The following is a 16,630-nucleotide window of genomic DNA, read 5'->3' on the forward strand; positions in this document are numbered from 1 at the left end:
ATCAAATTAATACCATGGAAAAAATTTTAAGACCTATGTCCGGTTATGTGGCACTGGTCATTGCGATTGCAGTCATCGGGGGTGGCATCTATCTTTTTGCAACTTCCGGTCATCAGATACCCTATATCATTGGGGGTGTTTTGCTGGTATTGCTCGGTGTGTTCTTTTTTAAAGGGTTGATGATCATCCAGCCGAACCACTCAAGGGTATTGAATTTTTTCGGAAAATATGTAGGCTCCGTTAAAGAGAACGGGTTGTTCTTTGTAAACCCGCTTTACAGCAGCTACCAGATCAGCCTGCGGTATCAGAACTTCCAGGGACAAACCCTGAAGGTGAATGATAAAATGGGAAATCCGATCGAGATCGGAGCGGTGATCGTGTGGCGGGTAGGCGACACCTATAAGGCGGCCTACCAGGTGGCAAATTACATCGATTATGTGCGCACCCAAAGCGAAGCGGCCATCCGCCATCTTGCCGTAAGTTTTTCTTACGACAGTATGGAAGATGAACAGGCGGAGATCACCCTGCGGGACGGGGGCGAGCGGGTGAACAAGATCCTGGAACAGGAACTGGCGGATCGGCTGGAACCTGCGGGTATCCTTATCCAGGAGGCGCGGATCAGCCACCTGGCCTATGCACCGGAAATAGCGGGTGCAATGTTACAGCGCCAGCAGGCCGCTGCAATTGTGGCAGCACGGATCAAAATTGTTGAGGGCGCTGTGGGGATGGTGGATCTCGCATTAAAAAAGCTGTCGGCCGAAAATATCGTGGAGCTGGATGATGAACGGAAGGCGGCAATGGTGAGTAACCTGATGGTGGTATTGTGCGGAGAAAAGGCGGCCACCCCCGTTTTAAATGCCGGTACCCTGTACCAGTAAAAAAGAAACATTGAAGGAGAAGAAGAGTTTTATATTACGTATGGACCAGGCCGTCTACAGCCTGATGGAAAAATGGGCAGCGGACGAGTTCCGGAGTGTTAACGGACAGATCGAATACCTGTTGCAAAAGGCCCTTATCGAATCGGGAAGAAAAAAAACAAAGATGGATGAACAACCATCCGGAAAGAACAAGGGCCGCAACGGCTGAGACCGGATACCCGGAGCAATGCCCTGCGGGTTTTTTGATCTGCAGTTTTCAGATTGCCGTTTAATCGTTAACTTGCTGGTACAAGGTCTAATTTATGAGAGTGATTCCTTTTTTAGTAACTGCTGCTGCCACGATATTGCTGGTATTCTTGCTGAACCGGCCATTGGGCGATAAAGTGCCGATGCCGGTAGGAAAATTCCTGAGTCCGCAGACCGGCTTCTGGCAAAATGCGGAGGATACAGCTGCCAGCTTTAACGGTATGCTGTCTTTTCCCGAACTGAAGGGCAGGGCCGAGGTCTATTTTGATGAGCGGCTGGTGCCTCATGTGTTCGCAGAGAACGATGAGGACCTCTATTTTGTACAGGGATACCTCCATGCAAAGTTCCGGTTGTTCCAGATGGACCTTCAGACCCGGGCTGCCGAAGGGCGGGTGAGTGAAATCGCTGGTCCGAAAGCGATCGGCTACGACCGCGAGCAGCGGCGACTGGGAATGAAGTTTGCCGCCGAGTATTCGCTTCAGGCAATGGAAAAAGATGCCCGTGCCCGCGCCGTGTATGCTGCGTATACCGCAGGGATCAATGCCTATATCCATACGCTTACACAAAGCAGCCTGCCGCTTGAATATAAGATCCTGAATTTTGAGCCGGAAGAATGGACCAACCTGAGGACCGCTTTGCTGTTAAAAATGATGGCAAAGATGCTGGCTTCGGGAACAGAAAAGGACCTGGCCACTACGCGGTTGCACCAGCTGTTTTCCACCACGCAACTCAACGCGCTGTACCCCCAGGTGCCGGACTCGTTAAAGCCCATCGTTCCGCCGGGAACTGCTTTTGTAAAACCGGGGTTTACAGCAAAAATACCCGCCGGAGCAGCTGCCGCTTATTTCAGGGATACACCCCCGGTGACAGCTTTTGAACAATACACGCCCGACCGGGATAACGGGAGTAATAACTGGGTGGTGGCCGGAAATAAAACGGTGAATAAAGTTCCGATCCTGGCCAATGATCCGCATCTTGAGCTCTCGCTGCCTTCTATCTGGTACGAGATGCAACTGAGCACCCCCCAGGGTAAAACCTATGGGGCCACTCTGCCGGGAAGCCCGTATGTGATCATTGGTTTTAATGACAGTATCGCCTGGGGCGTTACCAATGCCCAGCGGGATGTAAAGGATTATTATTCGATCCGGTTCAAGGACCGCCAGCGAAGTGAATACTGGTTCAATAACCAGTGGAAGCCCGCACAACTGCGGATAGAGACCATTAAGGTAAAAGGCGCGCCGGTAGTATACGACACGGTATCCTATACGGTGTTCGGACCAGTGATGTACGATGAGTCATTCCGGGATACTCTTACAAAAAATAACGGGCTTGCCGTTAAATGGGCTGCGCATCATACCGGTGATGATGGGAATACCTTTTACCTGCTTAACCGGGCAAAGAACTACGACGATTATGTAACTGCTATCCGCTTCTTTGAATGTCCCGGACAAAACTTTGCATTTGCCTCAAAAGCCGGAACCATCGCGCTCTGGCAGCAGGGAAAATTCCCCAACCGGTGGGAGAATCAGGGCATGTATGTAATGCCCGGTACCGACAGCAGTTACGACTGGCAGGCGTTTATTCCGCAGGCCGAAAATCCGCATGCAGTAAATCCGGACAGGGGATATCTTTTCAGCGCCAACCAGCGGCCTGCGGATGCCTCATACCCGTATTATATACCCGGCGCCTATATCAATCCCAGGGCAAGTGCGATCGATCATTACCTGAGCTCCATGAATAATATCACCACACAGAACATGATGGAGCTGCAAAACAATTATTTTAATATTATGGCCAGTGATATGGTACCGTTGCTTTTAAAATATACAGATGAGACGGGATTGTCTGCCCCTGCAAGAAAATGTTTTGAGCAGGTAAAAAGCTGGAACCGTTTTGCCGGTCCGGAATCTGTAGGGCAGACGATATACCAGGTGTGGATGGATTCACTGTCTGTGAACATCTGGGGGGACGAGCTGGTCCGCGCTGGCTTCAAGGTAGAACTGCCGGCTGAACAGACCCTTATGGAATTGCTGAAGAAGGACTCGACCGTCATGGGCTATGTGGATGACATACGCACACCCGGAAAGGAAACCATACGGATGCAGGTGACGGATGCATTGAATAAAACAGCAAACCTGATAACACAACTGGAAAAAGAAGAAAAAGCAGGATGGGCAAAGTTTAAGGATGTAAGTGTATACCACCTGCTGAAAGAAGCCTTACTGCCTTTTGCCCATACAGGATTAAATGTGGGGGGCTGGGGCAATATCATCAATGCGGTTAAAAAAAGTCATGGTCCCAGCTGGCGTATGGTAGTGCAGCTGAGTACACCTACGGAAGCGTACGGCGTGTACCCGGGCGGACAAAGCGGGAACCCCGGCAGCCGTTTTTATGATAATGCTATCGACACCTGGGCCTCCGGAAAATACTACCAGCTGTGGTTGATGAACAGCGGGGAAGAAGCGGATGCCCGTGTTAAATGGAAAATGAGTTTTGCTCAAAAGTAATCGCCTATATGAAATTCTTTATCACTGTTATTGCTATCGTGTTACTGTCCTATGTCTGCGGCAGCTATTTCCCCTGGTGGATGATCGCCGTTGTCGGATTTGTAATAGCATTATTGATCCCCCAACGGGCAGCTGCTGCTTTTTGGTCGGGATTCGTTGCCGTTTTCCTGCTTTGGCTGGTGCTCGCTCTGCGGATCAATGCGGCAAATGACGGCATCCTGGCCGGCAGGATCGGGTTGTTGCTGGGTATCGAGAAAAGTCCGGTGCTGCTGGCCGTAATCACCGGACTTATCGGAGGACTCGTTACCGGGCTGGCTGCGCTCAGCGCCTGTTATTTAAGACAACCGAAGGCAAGGTTGATAAAATGAAGAATATTGCTCCTCTGTTATCGGATAGGTGTCAAATATAGAAGCGGACGCTCTGTCTGTAATAAGCTTATGGAGCAATAAAAAGTTTTTCTATACCGAATCATTTTAAAAGTCTATTCAAATTTTATTGCGGGGGTTAACTATACAACGGTTTTGGGCAAAATGAGGCGGGTTTGCAATTACAACCGGCACTATGACGAGGAATTAAACAAGAACGCGGCAAAAAAAATCATAAGGACGCCAATAAATGAATTTCAACAGCATCAACCTTTCAAAGCACACTATAAGCCGGATTATTCCGGTTTTGGAATGAACTCTTTGGTCAGTAAAAGACGATTCGTGTTGTCCCGGATTTCAATGTAAAATTTTCCTTTATATATGGAATACAGGGTTACATCCTGAGATTTATTTTCCAGTTGTTTAACAAACAAGGGTAAAGGTGTATTAGGACCATTTCTTTTCTTGTTTTTATATAGATACAAGATGACCTCTTTTTTTGTCGCTGAATCTACAGAAACATATGGAAAAGTAAATTTATTGAATGGTAGTAATCTGTTTTGATAATAGAAGTCGTAATCGAAATATTGTACTGTAGTCGGCGCAAAGACGCTCACATTTGCCGACGAATTTATAGGATGATAACTATCGTTATTTATACCAGAACGTAAAACATAGTAGTAGCTGATGGTGGTGTCTTTTAAATAGAACCATCTTTCTATAGCTTGGGCAACAGTAAAAGGTTCATAGCGCGAATAATATTGAAGATAATCTACCAACGTATTTGGGGCTGCTTCTTTTTTCGATTTTCTGATATTCCCAATTTCGCAAAGTACAATTAGCTTATGTCTTCTTTTTAAGTTAACCCTATTTAAAAGTTCTTTAGCCGCCGCTTTATTTCGTTCGCCAAAAAGGCAATCGCTGCAAAAATCATAGCTGATCACTTTTAACCCGATATTGTTCGCATATTTAACCAGGCTATGGAAAACCGGTTCCCGGATATAAAAGCCGGATGCTGTGTGCATCCGGCTGGCCCGGAATTTTTTATTCAGATCTTCAACAGCTAGATGTGTAAACCCTCTTTTTTTCAGTGAGTCTAATAAGTGAAAAAGGAAGGCGCGATTTCTTACATCAAAACCAAGTTCATTGAATACAATAATCCTGCTATCGCCTATTTTATCAAGAACATATTTACCCGCTGGAGTAACAGAATACCCTTCCGGGCATGACATTTTTTTAATAGACGTGTCTTCTGCAGCTTCTTTGTGTAAACCTAAAAAAGATAAATAGGTTGATAGGCTTCGTTTATAATAACTATGTGAATAAACATCTTCACTGGTTTCCAGTTCATTGTTATCCCAGTTTTTTAAAACATTCACGGGTTCATAATAAAAAAGGCCTCCGTTTTTTTTAAATGCTTTGTCGGCAATCTCAAAATAGTCATGGTAAACAAATTGGTCAGTGTTATTAATTGAATTTATGATATAGGTTATTTTTTCAAACCCCCTATTTTGCAGCAGCGTATCCAATCCGTGCTTATTCGACCCATATATAGCATAATAATCCAAACCTTTCCTATGGAGATTCCTGGCGTATTCTATCTGTTCTTTTATGATCACAGAATTATTTGAATAAGGTAAAAATCCGAGCACAAGAAAGGATATGTCATTTGTATTAGGTCGAACCAATGCAGCTGATGCGATCCACTTATTTATTGAATCGTGTGCGTAATATGTTTGAATGGACCGTTTTGAGTTGCGCTTAAAACCCCCCAGCTGCCTGTATAAATCAATTTTTTGAAAGTGCGTTGAAAGATAGTCGATAATTGGAAGGTTGTGTTTGATTCTAAACACTAATATATATTCCGGAAGTCTTTCCTCACTGCATTTTGTTGCGGCATATACCGGTATTAAATTATCTTTATGGATACTTAATTGTTGAAAAAAAGCCGTCTTTTTCAACTCGGTCAAAGATTTTTTGCTAATGTATTTGAACCCGTATACTTTATTAAATGCTGTATTTGTAATGGTATCAAAAAAGAATCTTTTAGGGAATTCTTGTTGAATAGCGATTCTGCGCTTGTGCCGGATGAAATTGGAAGAGCTGCAGCCGCAAAATAGTGTTATAACAGAAGCCAGCGCTAAAAGACTACTGCAGGCCCAACCTGAGACGGGGTCTTTTACCATCAGCCCTCTGTAACCTGGAAGGTGATCGGTTGTTTCCGGTAAGCTTTAACCGGTTTTCCGTTCTGCATTGCCGGGGTCCACCTGCCGGAGGCGGCAATCACTCTTACGGTTTCGGAACCCATGCCATAGCCCGGGTCTTTGAGTATCTTTACATTACTTACTGTTCCGTCAACATCCACAACAAACTGGGCGATCACCTGGTAATTGCCCGGTCCCGCTCCATTTTCTACGGGTATATCTCCTCTTAAATTTGTTTGAAGAAACCGTGCCCAGTCGCCGGAATAACGGGCGTCGATTTCAGGATTCTTTACGGTTTGTTGCAGGGAGGGTGAAGGGGAGTTGTTCCCCTGTTCGTTGAATACATCTTTCTTCTGGCAGCTGATAACAAAGAAAATAGCGGTGGCAATAAAAAGCGGGATCGCGATCCATTTGTTGTAGCGGCCTTTTGATGAGTTGGTTTTTTGAGTTAACATAGCAAGTCTTCTTTTGAATTGATCGTTAAAAAATGGGTTTACAAGTTGCAGTTGTTTTTGAAAGATAGCCTCCGTTATCAGGTGCTCTGTATAGGTGAGGTTACCTGCCTGCTTTGCGGCATAATCGTCGGCAGCAAACTCATGTACCGCCTTTAATTCATTCTTCATGATCCAGTAAAAAGGATTCATCCAGGCGGCGGCAGCAATAAATTCAGCGATCAGCACATCCATACTGTGCAGTTGCCGGATATGACAGAGTTCATGCTGTAAAATACTTTCAGCAGTTACCGGGTTCTGTTGTTTCTGAGGATTCCAGAAGAGCCAGCGAAAGAAAGAAAAGGGAGCCGTTTTATCTGGTGTGGCAATGAACGTTACGCCATATTTTTTTTCGGAAATATTTTGCAGGCGCATCCGTACCAGGTTTCTGATGGCAAAGAGCGTTTTTGCAACGAGTAAAAGGGAAATGCCTGCTATAAGAAAAAGTAAAATGCGTTCCCAATTCAAGGCGCCAGAACGGGCCGGTACTGCTATTTCCGCAAGCATCAATGCATTGTACCTAACCAGTGTTTGCATCCCGATCCCTGAATTATTTGTAAGCGAAACATAATAGGGGATTTTAATAAAAGGTACCAGCAGGCTAAGCAGGAGGGCTCCCAGTAGATAAAACCGGTTAAACTGATATGTCTTCCTGTTCTTTAAGAACAATGCATAGAACAGATAAAGTAAACCGGAGCAAAGAACCATTTGGAACAGGTAGATTATAAAGGTGTGCATAATTGGAAATAGTATTATGTTAATAATAATAATAAGCCATGATGAAACGACCGGTTGCGGATATTGACATCCGGCTGCTTGTTTAATTTGCTGCAACCTGAAAAGTGATCGGTTGCTTCCGGTAAGCTTTTACCACGCGTTTATTTTGCCTGGCGGGTATCCATTTTCCCGAGGAGCTGATTACCCGTGCCGCTTCTTCGCCCATTCCATATCCGGGTTCTTTTATAACTTTTACATTGCTCACATTTCCTTCCGTATCCACTATAAACTGAATCAACGCCTGATAATTTCCGGGTTTTGCGCCGTTCTTAACGGGAACATCACCCCGGAGATTGGTACTGAGAAAGTGAACCCAGTCGCCGGTATACTTCGCTTCCTGTTCCACCTTTGTAAAGATCTCCGGCTCGCGCGGTACATTTTTTGGGATCGTATCCGGAGCCGGGGTGATCGCCGGAGCGGCGGCAGCGGGTACAACCTGAAAATGGATATACTGTATGTGGGCGGTTCTTACTTTCCGGCCATTCTGGATCGCCGCAGTCCAGGCGCCAGACTTCTTCAGGATCCTTACACCTTCTTCTTCCATTCCGTATCCAATCGCCGTCAGTGGCCGGATATTGCTGGTGCTGCCATCGGCTTCCACAACAAATTGGTAGGCCGTTCTGTAGCTGCCGGGGGCGGCATTGTTGATAACGGGCACATCCCCGCGAACATTACTGGCAAGGAAGCGTGCCCAGTTCCCATTATAGGTTGCAGGCTGTTCGGTTGTAGTAAAATAGTTGTTCCCACCGATTTTTAATGCGCTTAATTCCGGGTCCACTTTTACCGGTTGCCGGGCTGAAGGCCCGCTTGTATAAGCCACCACTGCAATTTCGGAAGCGGGAACTTTGGAATCAGGAAGATTGTTCTTCCTTTTTATTAATTCCAATGCCGGGTCCGATTTGACATCTTTGTAATTTTTTCCAATAACGATGACTGCTCCATTGCTGCCCTTTTCGCCATAAATTTTTGCTGCTTTTTTTTCATCAAGTACGATCACCTGTTTTATATCGGATGTTGGAATATCGAAGAATTTTTCTTTTGATATAGGAGTGCCATTAAAAACATACAGGGAATCGTTACCGGGGGAATACCTGATGGTTTCGGAAGGAGCCGGAAAAAGTGTTGACCGGATATCATTCATGGCTTCGGGTAAGGAACCTGCAGCATGATAGGTAAATGCAAACAAACAAAATACAAGAACAGAAAGTGGTAATACCATTATTTTCCGCAGGTACTGGTAAGCGGTTTTGTTGTTTTTTGTAAGCATAGCAATTCTTCTTTTTAGTTGGTTATTAAAAAACGGATTGGTAAGCAGTAATTGTTTTTGTTGAATGGCGCTGGTAACAAGGATGCCTGCGTAATTCAATGGATCGGTTTCCTTCGCTGCATACCGGTCTGCCAGGAACTCCTGGATCATTTTTACCTCTTTCCGGTACAGGTAAAAAAACGGGTTGATCCAATAGAGGCACAGCAGCAGTTCTACAAATAAGAGGTCAAGCGTATGCCGCTTATGAATATGATACATTTCATGCCGCAGGATCTGTTTCCCTTCATCAGACCCGGGGTTATGATTTTTGTTCCAGAACAGCCAGTTGAAAAAGGAAAATGGAGCGTAAGGGTGAATGGTTTTTATAAAGGTGATCCGTCCCAGTTGCTCCTGTTGTCCCTGCCGTTTGATTTGAACCACTTTGATAATGCCTGCTACAAAGCGGATGAAGAAGAACGCACCTATAGTGAGGGCCACCCAGCCTGAAAGCAATGCCCAGTCGATCTGCCTTACTGGTGTGGTCGCCGCTGCGGCCGGTTCTTCTGACAGGTATATTTTTCCCAGGCTTTGTGTTATAACATTATTTCCTTCCAGCGAGAGCCGGATCCTGAGCAGGGGAAGAGTGATACTTAACAGCACTGCGGCCAGTAAATAGAAGCGGTTATACTGATGAAACCGCTCATTCCTTAAAAAGAAATGATAATAACCATACAGGATACCGGAACAACAGATCACCTGAAGCAGATAGGTTACCATGATATTATTTTTTTGATTGTTGCTTGTTTTTGATCTGCTGCAGCAGGGCTTCCAGTTCTTCAATGCTCAGGTTGTTTTCTTTTACCATAAATGACACCACGTTGCTGAACGAGCCATCGAAGTACCCTTTTACCATTTGCTTCATGGTTTTTTTTGAGTATTCTTCCTTGCTGACTGCGGGCACATACTGATGTTGTCTGCCAAATACATTTACAGTTACAAATTCTTTTTCTACCAGGATCTTTAAAATAGTGGCAACGGTGTTTTGATGGGGTTTGGGCAACGGCAACAGCTCCAGGATCTCTCTTAAAAACATAGGTCCCTGCTGCCACAGGGCCTGCATGATCTGTTCTTCGGCTTTTGTAAGTTGTTTCATGAAAACTGAGTTTAAAGCAATTTAAAACTAATATCTTAGTTTAACAACTATTTTTTTAGTTTTATTTTCCCCGGGTCTGGGCCGCCTCCTGTAATTATAAAATTGTGGATTGGTAATGCGATGAGATCCAATTACTTGGCAGTTTGTATTAAAAAGTGTATTTTCGCGCTGAAATTTGGTGCAGCCTGCAACTGCCCAATTAATAAAATGTTAATTATCATGGATAGCATGATTCAAATTTCAAAAGGCAATGGCATTACACAACCGTATATCTCGCAAAGAACTGAAAGAACGCATTTTAATGGATGAAACACCGCGTACAACGGTTTCTTTTTACTGCTATTTCAAAATTGACGATCCTGTTTCTTACAGGAACGGCCTTTATAAAAGCTTATCTGCTGTAGGAGTGCTGGGACGTATTTATATTGCTGCGGAGGGGATCAATGCCCAGATAAGTGTACCCTCAGACAACCTTGAACTGCTGCGGGGCGTCTTGGACGATACGCCGGCATTAAAGAACCTGAGGCTGAACATTGCAGTGGATGATGACGGCAAATCGTTTTATGTGCTGGATGTAAAAGTGCGGGAGAAGATCGTTGCCGATGGCATTGATGATGCTGATTTTGATATGTCGCGGAAAGGAAGATATGTTAATGCCAGTGAATTTAACAGATTAACAAATGATCCGGATACGATCGTAATCGACATGAGGAATCATTATGAATATGAAGTGGGGCATTTTGAAAATGCCCTGGAGATACCCAGCGATACCTTCCGGGATCAGCTGCCCATGGCGGTGGATATGATGCAGGAACATATCGATAAAAATATCATTATGTACTGTACAGGAGGTATCCGGTGCGAAAAGGCTTCTGCTTATATGTTGCATAGAGGTTTCAAAAATGTATACCACCTGGAAGGCGGGATCATTAATTATGTGAACGAGGTAAAGACAGAAAACCTGTCTAATAAATTTCATGGCAAGAATTTTGTATTTGATCAGCGCCTCGGAGAACGGGTGACGGATGAGGTCATTGCTCATTGTCATCAATGCGGCAAACCGGCGGACACACATGCAAACTGTGCCAATGATGCCTGTCACCTGTTGTTCATCCAGTGTGAAGCATGTAAGACCCGGTTTGATGGCTGTTGCAGTACGGAGTGTCAGGATTTTATCCATCTCCCGGGAGAGCAGCAGAAAGAATTACGGAAAGGTGTGGATCTCGGCCGTAATGTATTTAATAAAGCGAGATCACGTTTAAAGAACTTAATAAAAGAATAATAAAGCAAACCCCTGACAAGAATGAATTTTTTAATTACTTTGTTGTCGAGCCCTCTTAGTCCACGTTAACTATATTAAAAACCGGTTTTATGAAACGTTTCTTATCTATCTTGATGCTGATTTTCCTCACCTCGGTGCCGTCCTTGCTATTTTTAGCAAATCATCAGGCACAGGAGGAAGAGCAAACAGCCGTTTACCGTCCTGTGCAGCACAGAACATTGTCACAGAATGCCTCCTTTTCTTCCAGTGTGAATTGGAGAGGAGAGACGCGGTAAGAACAATGATCTAAAATAATAAAGCCGGTTTCTGAAACCGGCTTTATTATTTCTATATTCTGTGCGTTCAAAACTACAAAACCCTTTCCAGGCCGCTGAAGAAGAAAGCTCCCTCAATCGCTGCATTTTCGTCGCTGTCGCTTCCATGAACCGCATTTTCACCCAGAGAGGTGGCATACAGCTTACGAATGGTGCCTTCAGCCGCTTTTGAAGGATCTGTAGCGCCGATAAGTTCCCGGAAGGCAGCCACCGCGTTGTCTTTTTCAAGAATCGCCGCTACAATGGGGCCACTGCTCATAAACTGTACAAGCTCTCCGTAAAAAGGGCGCTCTTTATGAACTGCATAGAATTCCCCGGCTTTTTCTGCTGAAAGGCGGGTGAGTTTTAATGCAACAATTTTATAGCCTTCTTTGATAAAACGGTCGATGATAAGGCCGGCATGCCCGTTTTTCATTGCATCAGGCTTGATCATGGTGAAAGTACGATTACTCATTTTAGATTTTAATTTAATTTGGCCGGCAAATTTAGGAAAATTAATCGACTCCAAATGACAGATTTACCTATTTTTGCGCCTCGTTGAAACCCGTAACAGACATATTCCCGTTGCTCAAACAGCCGGCTAAAGTGATGATTACCATGCATCAGAAGCCGGATGCAGATGCTATGGGGTCCTCATTGGCCCTCTGCGGATACCTGAAAAAACTGGGGCATACTGTTACCGTGGTGTCACCCACCAACTGGGCTCCCTGGCTGAACTGGATGCCGGGAGCGGAAGATGTATTGAATTACGATAAGGAGAAAGAACGGGTACAACAGCTCCTTACTGATGCGGCGATCCTGTTTTGCCTGGACTTTAATATTTTTCACCGGACCAAACATTTTGAGCAGGACCTGTACCAGGCGAAATGTGTGAAGGTGCTGATCGATCACCACCGGGAACCCGATGTGGCGTCTTTTGACTATGGGGTCAGCAATATGCTTAAAAGCTCTACCTGTGAAATGGTTTACGATTTTATTGTAGCCGCAGGAGATGAAAGCATGCTTGATACTGCCATCGGGGCCTGTCTTTATGCAGGTGTCATCGCCGATACGGGATCCTTCCGGTTTGACGCTACAACACCGGCCGTGCACCGGATGGCGGCGCATTTGATGGAGCTGGGGATCCGGCATACCACGATCCACAGTCTGTTGTTTGATAATTTCCTGGAAAACCGGTTGCGTTTTATGGGCCATGTGTTCTTGCACCGGCTGGAGTTCTTTTATGAATATAATACGGCGCTTATTGCCATTCCGAAATATGACCTGTTAAAATATGAAATCAAAACAGGTGATACTGAAGGGCTGGTTAATTTCCCGCTTTCGGTTCAGGGAATTAAACTGGCGGCACTGGTGATCGACCGGGATGAGGAACGTAAATGGAGCTTCCGCAGCAAAGATGATTTTGACTGTAATACATTTGCACGGAAATATTTTAACGGCGGCGGGCATTTTAATGCCTCAGGTGGCGGTTCCAAAAACTCCTTGCAGGAAACAGTGAATCAATTCAAAATTGTCCTGAAGGAGAACGAGCATTTATTACGATAAAAAAATAATACAAAAAATAAAAATGAAACAATTAAAAACGTTGGGCCTGGTTGTATTTGCAGCCGCGGCTTTTACAGCTTGCAACAATACCGAATTTAAGACAACAGCCAGCGGGCTTAAGTATAAGATTTATGAAGGCGGTAGTAAGGACTCCGTAAAAATCGGCGAGGTGTTGAAATTTAATGTTACCCAGAAAGTGTCCGGAACAAAGGATACCACACTGTATAATTCTTATGAAACAATGCCGGAATATATGCCGCTGCAAACGGTTCCGCCGGGGCAGGGGGATTATAGCCCGATTGAAATATTGCCAAAATTAAAAAAAGGCGACAGCGCAGTGATCATCATGTTCGTGGATTCCCTGATTAAAAAAGGACTGGCCCAGGAAGCCCAGCTGCCGCCGTTTATGAAAAAAGGCGATAAATTCATTTTCACCTTTAAAGTGCTGGAGGTATTTAAAAATGACAGTCTGGCCATGCTCGACCGTCAAAAAGAAATGGAAGCATATCAGAAGCGGGAAGAGGCAAAGCAAAAAGCAGATTCCATCGCTTTTGAAAAGTCAGGCGGCAAACAAAAACAAATTGCAGCAGTTGAAGAGTACCTGAAGAAGAAGAATATCACGGCTACGAAAACAGCGCTGGGAACATTTGTAAAAATCGATGCCCCGGGCGACGGAGCACCTATTGCAAATGGCAAGTTCGTTACTGTAAAATATAATGGCAAACATTTATTAACAGACAGCACATTCCAGTCAAGCAGTTTTACAGTGCCCATTGGCCAGCAGGGAAGCATTCCCGGTTTTGAAGATGGTCTGAAGCAATTTAAAAAAGGCGGGAAAGGCGTGATCTATATCCCAGGTTTTCTGGCGTATGGCAAAACACCTCCTCCGGGTTCTCCGTTCAAAGAGTATGAGCCATTGTATTTTGAAGTGGAAATTACTGATGTAAGCGACAACATGCCGCAGCCACAGGCACCTCCTGTTATGCCCCAGGAACAGCCTCAAAAAGATACAAAGAAATAACCGGTAATCTAAAATATCGGATGGCCGTCCCCAGCAGGACGGCCATTTTTTATGAATATCGGTCAATGCCTTTGAACGCCGGAACCTGTAAGGTACTTCTTCCGGGGCGCCGGATCTCCGCCTGTGGCGGCTTCCGGAAGAAATTGGTCCGGATGCTTATTTTTGAAAATAACAAGCTGCATTTGGAAGTATACGTCACATAAGATAAATTCGTTGTTTTTAAACAGCGCTTGGAATGCATGCAGCTCCCCGGCTGCATGCAAAGCAGGATAAAAATTAAATCAGGAAACAGTTAAAAATGAAACAATTAAAAACAATGGGGCTTTTGTTGTTTGCAGCAGCAGCCTTCGCCGCCTGTAAGAATGCGGATTACAAAACAACTTCCAGCGGACTTAAGTATAAGATCTATGAGGCGGGAAGCAAGGATTCCACCGCAATAGGAGATGTGCTGAAAATGGAGCAGTCCATTCGTCTTATGGGCTCGAAGGACACCCTTCTGGGACAGAGCTATGGGGAGATGCCCTTTTTTACAAAGGTCCAGGAGATACAGTCGATGCCCGGTCAGCAGGTGTATGCACCGGATGAGATATACCGGTTCCTCCGGAAAGGAGACAGTGCCATAGTGGTAATGTTTGTGGATTCCCTGATAAAAAAGGGGATTGCCCAGGAGGCCCAGTTGCCGCCGTTCTTTAAAAGAGGCGACAAGCTCCTGTTCACTTTTAAAGTGCTGAATGTGTTTAAAAAGGACAGCCTGGCACAGCTGGACTATCAGAAAGAGGAGGAAGCTTTCCGGAAAAGAAAGGACGCAGAACAGAAAGCGATAGTCGACGCGTTTGAAAAGGGCGGCGGCAAGGATAAGCAGATCAGGGATATGGAAGCATATCTGAAAAACAAGAACATCACTGCCGTAAAATCACCCCTGGGAACATTTGTAAAAATTGAAACTCCGGGAACAGGTACACAGGTAACGGACGGAAAGTCGGTAACACTGAAGTATACCGGCAAAACGGTGAAAGATAATAAGGTATTTGATGCGAATACAATGACCGCTGAGGTGGGGTCAGGAGGTGCGATCCCGGGATTTGAGGATGGATTAAAACAATTTAAGGAAGGCGGAAAGGGTGTGATCTATATTCCCGGTTTCCTGGCATACACACAGGGTGTGCCTCCCAATGCGCCTTTTAAAGCATATGATGCATTGTATTTTGAGGTTGAAATTACCCATGTGGGTAACACTCCGCAACAGCAGCAGGGCCCGGTGGTAATGCCACAGGAAGCACCTGCAGCAGACTCTGCAAAAGCGAAAGGAAAGAAATAAACACAGGCATTGCGTGATGCGCAGGAAGCTGTATCAAAAGTTGAATCATCATTAATGAAGACTTCTGATACAGCTTTTTTATACGGGGAATGGCAGGATTGTTGATATTTTTGTATAAACAACAGGCATATGGCGGCTACATTTCAAACACTTATTAACGGCGATAAGCCGGTCCTGGTCGATTTTACAGCATCCTGGTGCGGGCCCTGCAAAATGATGAAACCCATCCTCGAAGAAGTAAAATCAACGATCGGTGAAAAAGTAACCATCATAAAAGTGGATATCGATGAAAGTCCGGGTGCGGCTTCTTTTTATCAGGTACAGAGCGTCCCCACGTTGATACTCTTTAAGAAAGGCCAGATCGTATGGCGGCAAAGCGGCGTGATTCCGGCGGCACAGCTTACCGGTATCCTCGAAACAAATGCGTAGTTCCGGCTAACGGCATTGCTCCGTCAGCAATACCGCTTCTGCTGCCTCTTTTACATCATGCACCCGCAGTATGCCGGCACCGTTCATAAGTCCGATGGTATTCAACACCGTGGTGCCATTTAATGCCTGCTCAGCAGTAATGCCCAGTGTCCTGTAGATCGTTCCTTTACGGCTCAACCCCAGGAGCAGCGGGCAATCCAGAACAGAGAACCGGTGGAGCTCCTTTAACAGCGCAAAATTATGCGGATGGGTCTTGCCGAAACCAAACCCCGGATCAATGATGATATCGGTGACGCCGGCGGCTCTTAATGCCGCCATCTTTTCAATAAAGAAATCGAGTATTTCCAGTATCAGATCGGAATAAACGGGATGGTGCTGCATGGTATCCGGCCGACCCTGCATGTGCATCAGTACATAGGGTATTTTCAGCTCCGCAACAACTGCAAACATCCCGGGGTCTATTGCTCCTGCACTGATGTCATTAACGATCGAAGCACCGGCGGCCACAGCCTTTGCAGCTACTGAAGCATAAAAAGTATCCACAGACAATACGGCCTCAGGAAATGCCCGGTGAATGGAACTGATAGCGGGAATAACGGCAGCAGCCTCTTCCTCCGCAGAAAGCATCCCGGCGCCGGGTCTTGTACTTTGACCACCGATATCCAGGATGGCTGCCCCGGCATCCAGCATAGCTGCTGCCGTTTGCAGCAGCCCTTCACCGGTCCGGTGCCGACTGGCTGTATAAAATGAATCACCGGTAATATTCAAAATGCCCATTACCAGCGGCCTTTGAAGCGAAAGTAACTTTCCCCTGCAATTAAGCGTAAACATCCCGATTTGTTTGTTATTTTTGA

The 16,630-nt window shown here is 45.4% G+C and carries 16 protein-coding genes; 10 read left to right on the forward strand and 6 right to left on the reverse strand.

Annotated features, from left to right (window positions below):
- Window positions 1–14 precede the first annotated feature (14 nt).
- The 4 genes from K7B07_RS20150 to K7B07_RS20165 all read left to right on the forward strand — a co-directional run bounded on the left by K7B07_RS20150 (window position 15) and on the right by K7B07_RS20165 (window position 3,999).
- On the forward strand, window positions 15–878 hold the full coding sequence (locus K7B07_RS20150) for an SPFH domain-containing protein (RefSeq protein WP_223712338.1): 864 nt from the start codon (window positions 15–17) through the stop codon (window positions 876–878).
- A 10-nt stretch (window positions 879–888) separates the two neighbouring features.
- Window positions 889–1,086, forward strand: a complete 198-nt coding sequence (locus K7B07_RS20155; RefSeq protein WP_223712339.1) for a type II toxin-antitoxin system antitoxin — start codon at window positions 889–891, stop codon at window positions 1,084–1,086.
- Between the two features lie 94 nt (window positions 1,087–1,180).
- The gene (locus tag K7B07_RS20160; protein WP_223712340.1) at window positions 1,181–3,631 is read left to right on the forward strand and encodes a penicillin acylase family protein; all 2,451 of its coding nucleotides are present in this window, start codon (window positions 1,181–1,183) and stop codon (window positions 3,629–3,631) included.
- Window positions 3,632–3,639: 8 nt separating this feature from the next.
- Complete coding sequence (locus K7B07_RS20165) at window positions 3,640–3,999, forward strand: hypothetical protein (RefSeq protein WP_223712341.1); 360 nt, start codon at window positions 3,640–3,642, stop codon at window positions 3,997–3,999.
- A gap of 293 nt (window positions 4,000–4,292) precedes the next feature.
- Here K7B07_RS20165 and K7B07_RS20170 read toward each other — a convergent pair whose 3' ends face one another.
- The 4 genes from K7B07_RS20170 to K7B07_RS20185 form a co-directional block, all read right to left on the reverse strand.
- A complete protein-coding gene (locus tag K7B07_RS20170; protein ID WP_223712342.1) occupies window positions 4,293–6,182 on the reverse strand; it encodes a hypothetical protein in 1,890 nt (629 codons plus the stop codon).
- Window positions 6,182–7,429, reverse strand: coding sequence for a M56 family metallopeptidase (locus K7B07_RS20175; RefSeq protein WP_223712343.1), 1,248 nt, complete (start codon window positions 7,427–7,429; stop codon window positions 6,182–6,184). Before K7B07_RS20175 ends, K7B07_RS20170 begins: the two co-directional genes overlap by 1 nt.
- Window positions 7,430–7,511: 82 nt before the next feature.
- Window positions 7,512–9,491, reverse strand: coding sequence for an energy transducer TonB (locus K7B07_RS20180; protein WP_223712344.1), 1,980 nt, complete (start codon window positions 9,489–9,491; stop codon window positions 7,512–7,514).
- A gap of 4 nt (window positions 9,492–9,495) precedes the next feature.
- On the reverse strand, window positions 9,496–9,867 hold the full coding sequence (locus K7B07_RS20185; protein ID WP_223712345.1) for a BlaI/MecI/CopY family transcriptional regulator: 372 nt from the start codon (window positions 9,865–9,867) through the stop codon (window positions 9,496–9,498).
- A gap of 250 nt (window positions 9,868–10,117) precedes the next feature.
- On the opposite strand from K7B07_RS20185, the gene trhO reads away from it, so the two are divergent.
- Entirely contained in the window at window positions 10,118–11,149 is a 1,032-nt protein-coding gene (gene trhO / locus K7B07_RS20190) for an oxygen-dependent tRNA uridine(34) hydroxylase TrhO (protein ID WP_223712346.1), read from the forward strand.
- Between the two features lie 89 nt (window positions 11,150–11,238).
- Entirely contained in the window at window positions 11,239–11,424 is a 186-nt protein-coding gene (locus tag K7B07_RS20195; RefSeq protein ID WP_223712347.1) for a hypothetical protein, read from the forward strand.
- A gap of 73 nt (window positions 11,425–11,497) precedes the next feature.
- On the opposite strand, the gene K7B07_RS20200 is transcribed toward K7B07_RS20195, so the two are convergent.
- Window positions 11,498–11,917, reverse strand: a complete 420-nt coding sequence (locus tag K7B07_RS20200) for a nucleoside-diphosphate kinase (RefSeq protein WP_223712348.1) — start codon at window positions 11,915–11,917, stop codon at window positions 11,498–11,500.
- 83 nt (window positions 11,918–12,000) lie between these two features.
- Here K7B07_RS20200 and K7B07_RS20205 point away from each other — a divergent pair, with 83 nt between their 5' ends.
- The 4 genes from K7B07_RS20205 (at window position 12,001) to trxA (ending at window position 15,776) form a co-directional block, all read left to right on the forward strand.
- A complete protein-coding gene (locus K7B07_RS20205; protein ID WP_223712349.1) occupies window positions 12,001–13,008 on the forward strand; it encodes a DHH family phosphoesterase in 1,008 nt (335 codons plus the stop codon).
- Window positions 13,009–13,030: 22 nt separating this feature from the next.
- Entirely contained in the window at window positions 13,031–14,029 is a 999-nt protein-coding gene (locus K7B07_RS20210; protein ID WP_223712350.1) for an FKBP-type peptidyl-prolyl cis-trans isomerase, read from the forward strand.
- A 298-nt stretch (window positions 14,030–14,327) separates the two neighbouring features.
- On the forward strand, window positions 14,328–15,347 hold the full coding sequence (locus K7B07_RS20215; RefSeq protein ID WP_223712351.1) for an FKBP-type peptidyl-prolyl cis-trans isomerase: 1,020 nt from the start codon (window positions 14,328–14,330) through the stop codon (window positions 15,345–15,347).
- Window positions 15,348–15,476: 129 nt separating this feature from the next.
- Window positions 15,477–15,776 (forward strand): thioredoxin, encoded by a 300-nt coding sequence (gene trxA, locus K7B07_RS20220; RefSeq protein WP_223712352.1) that lies wholly within the window; start codon window positions 15,477–15,479, stop codon window positions 15,774–15,776.
- A gap of 6 nt (window positions 15,777–15,782) precedes the next feature.
- Here the strand turns inward: trxA and folP are convergent, their stop codons facing one another.
- Entirely contained in the window at window positions 15,783–16,607 is an 825-nt protein-coding gene (folP, locus tag K7B07_RS20225) for a dihydropteroate synthase (protein WP_223712353.1), read from the reverse strand.
- Window positions 16,608–16,630: the final 23 nt, after the last annotated feature.

It is taken from the genome of Niabella beijingensis, assembly GCF_020034665.1.
Classification (GTDB): Bacteria; Bacteroidota; Bacteroidia; order Chitinophagales; family Chitinophagaceae; genus Niabella; species Niabella beijingensis.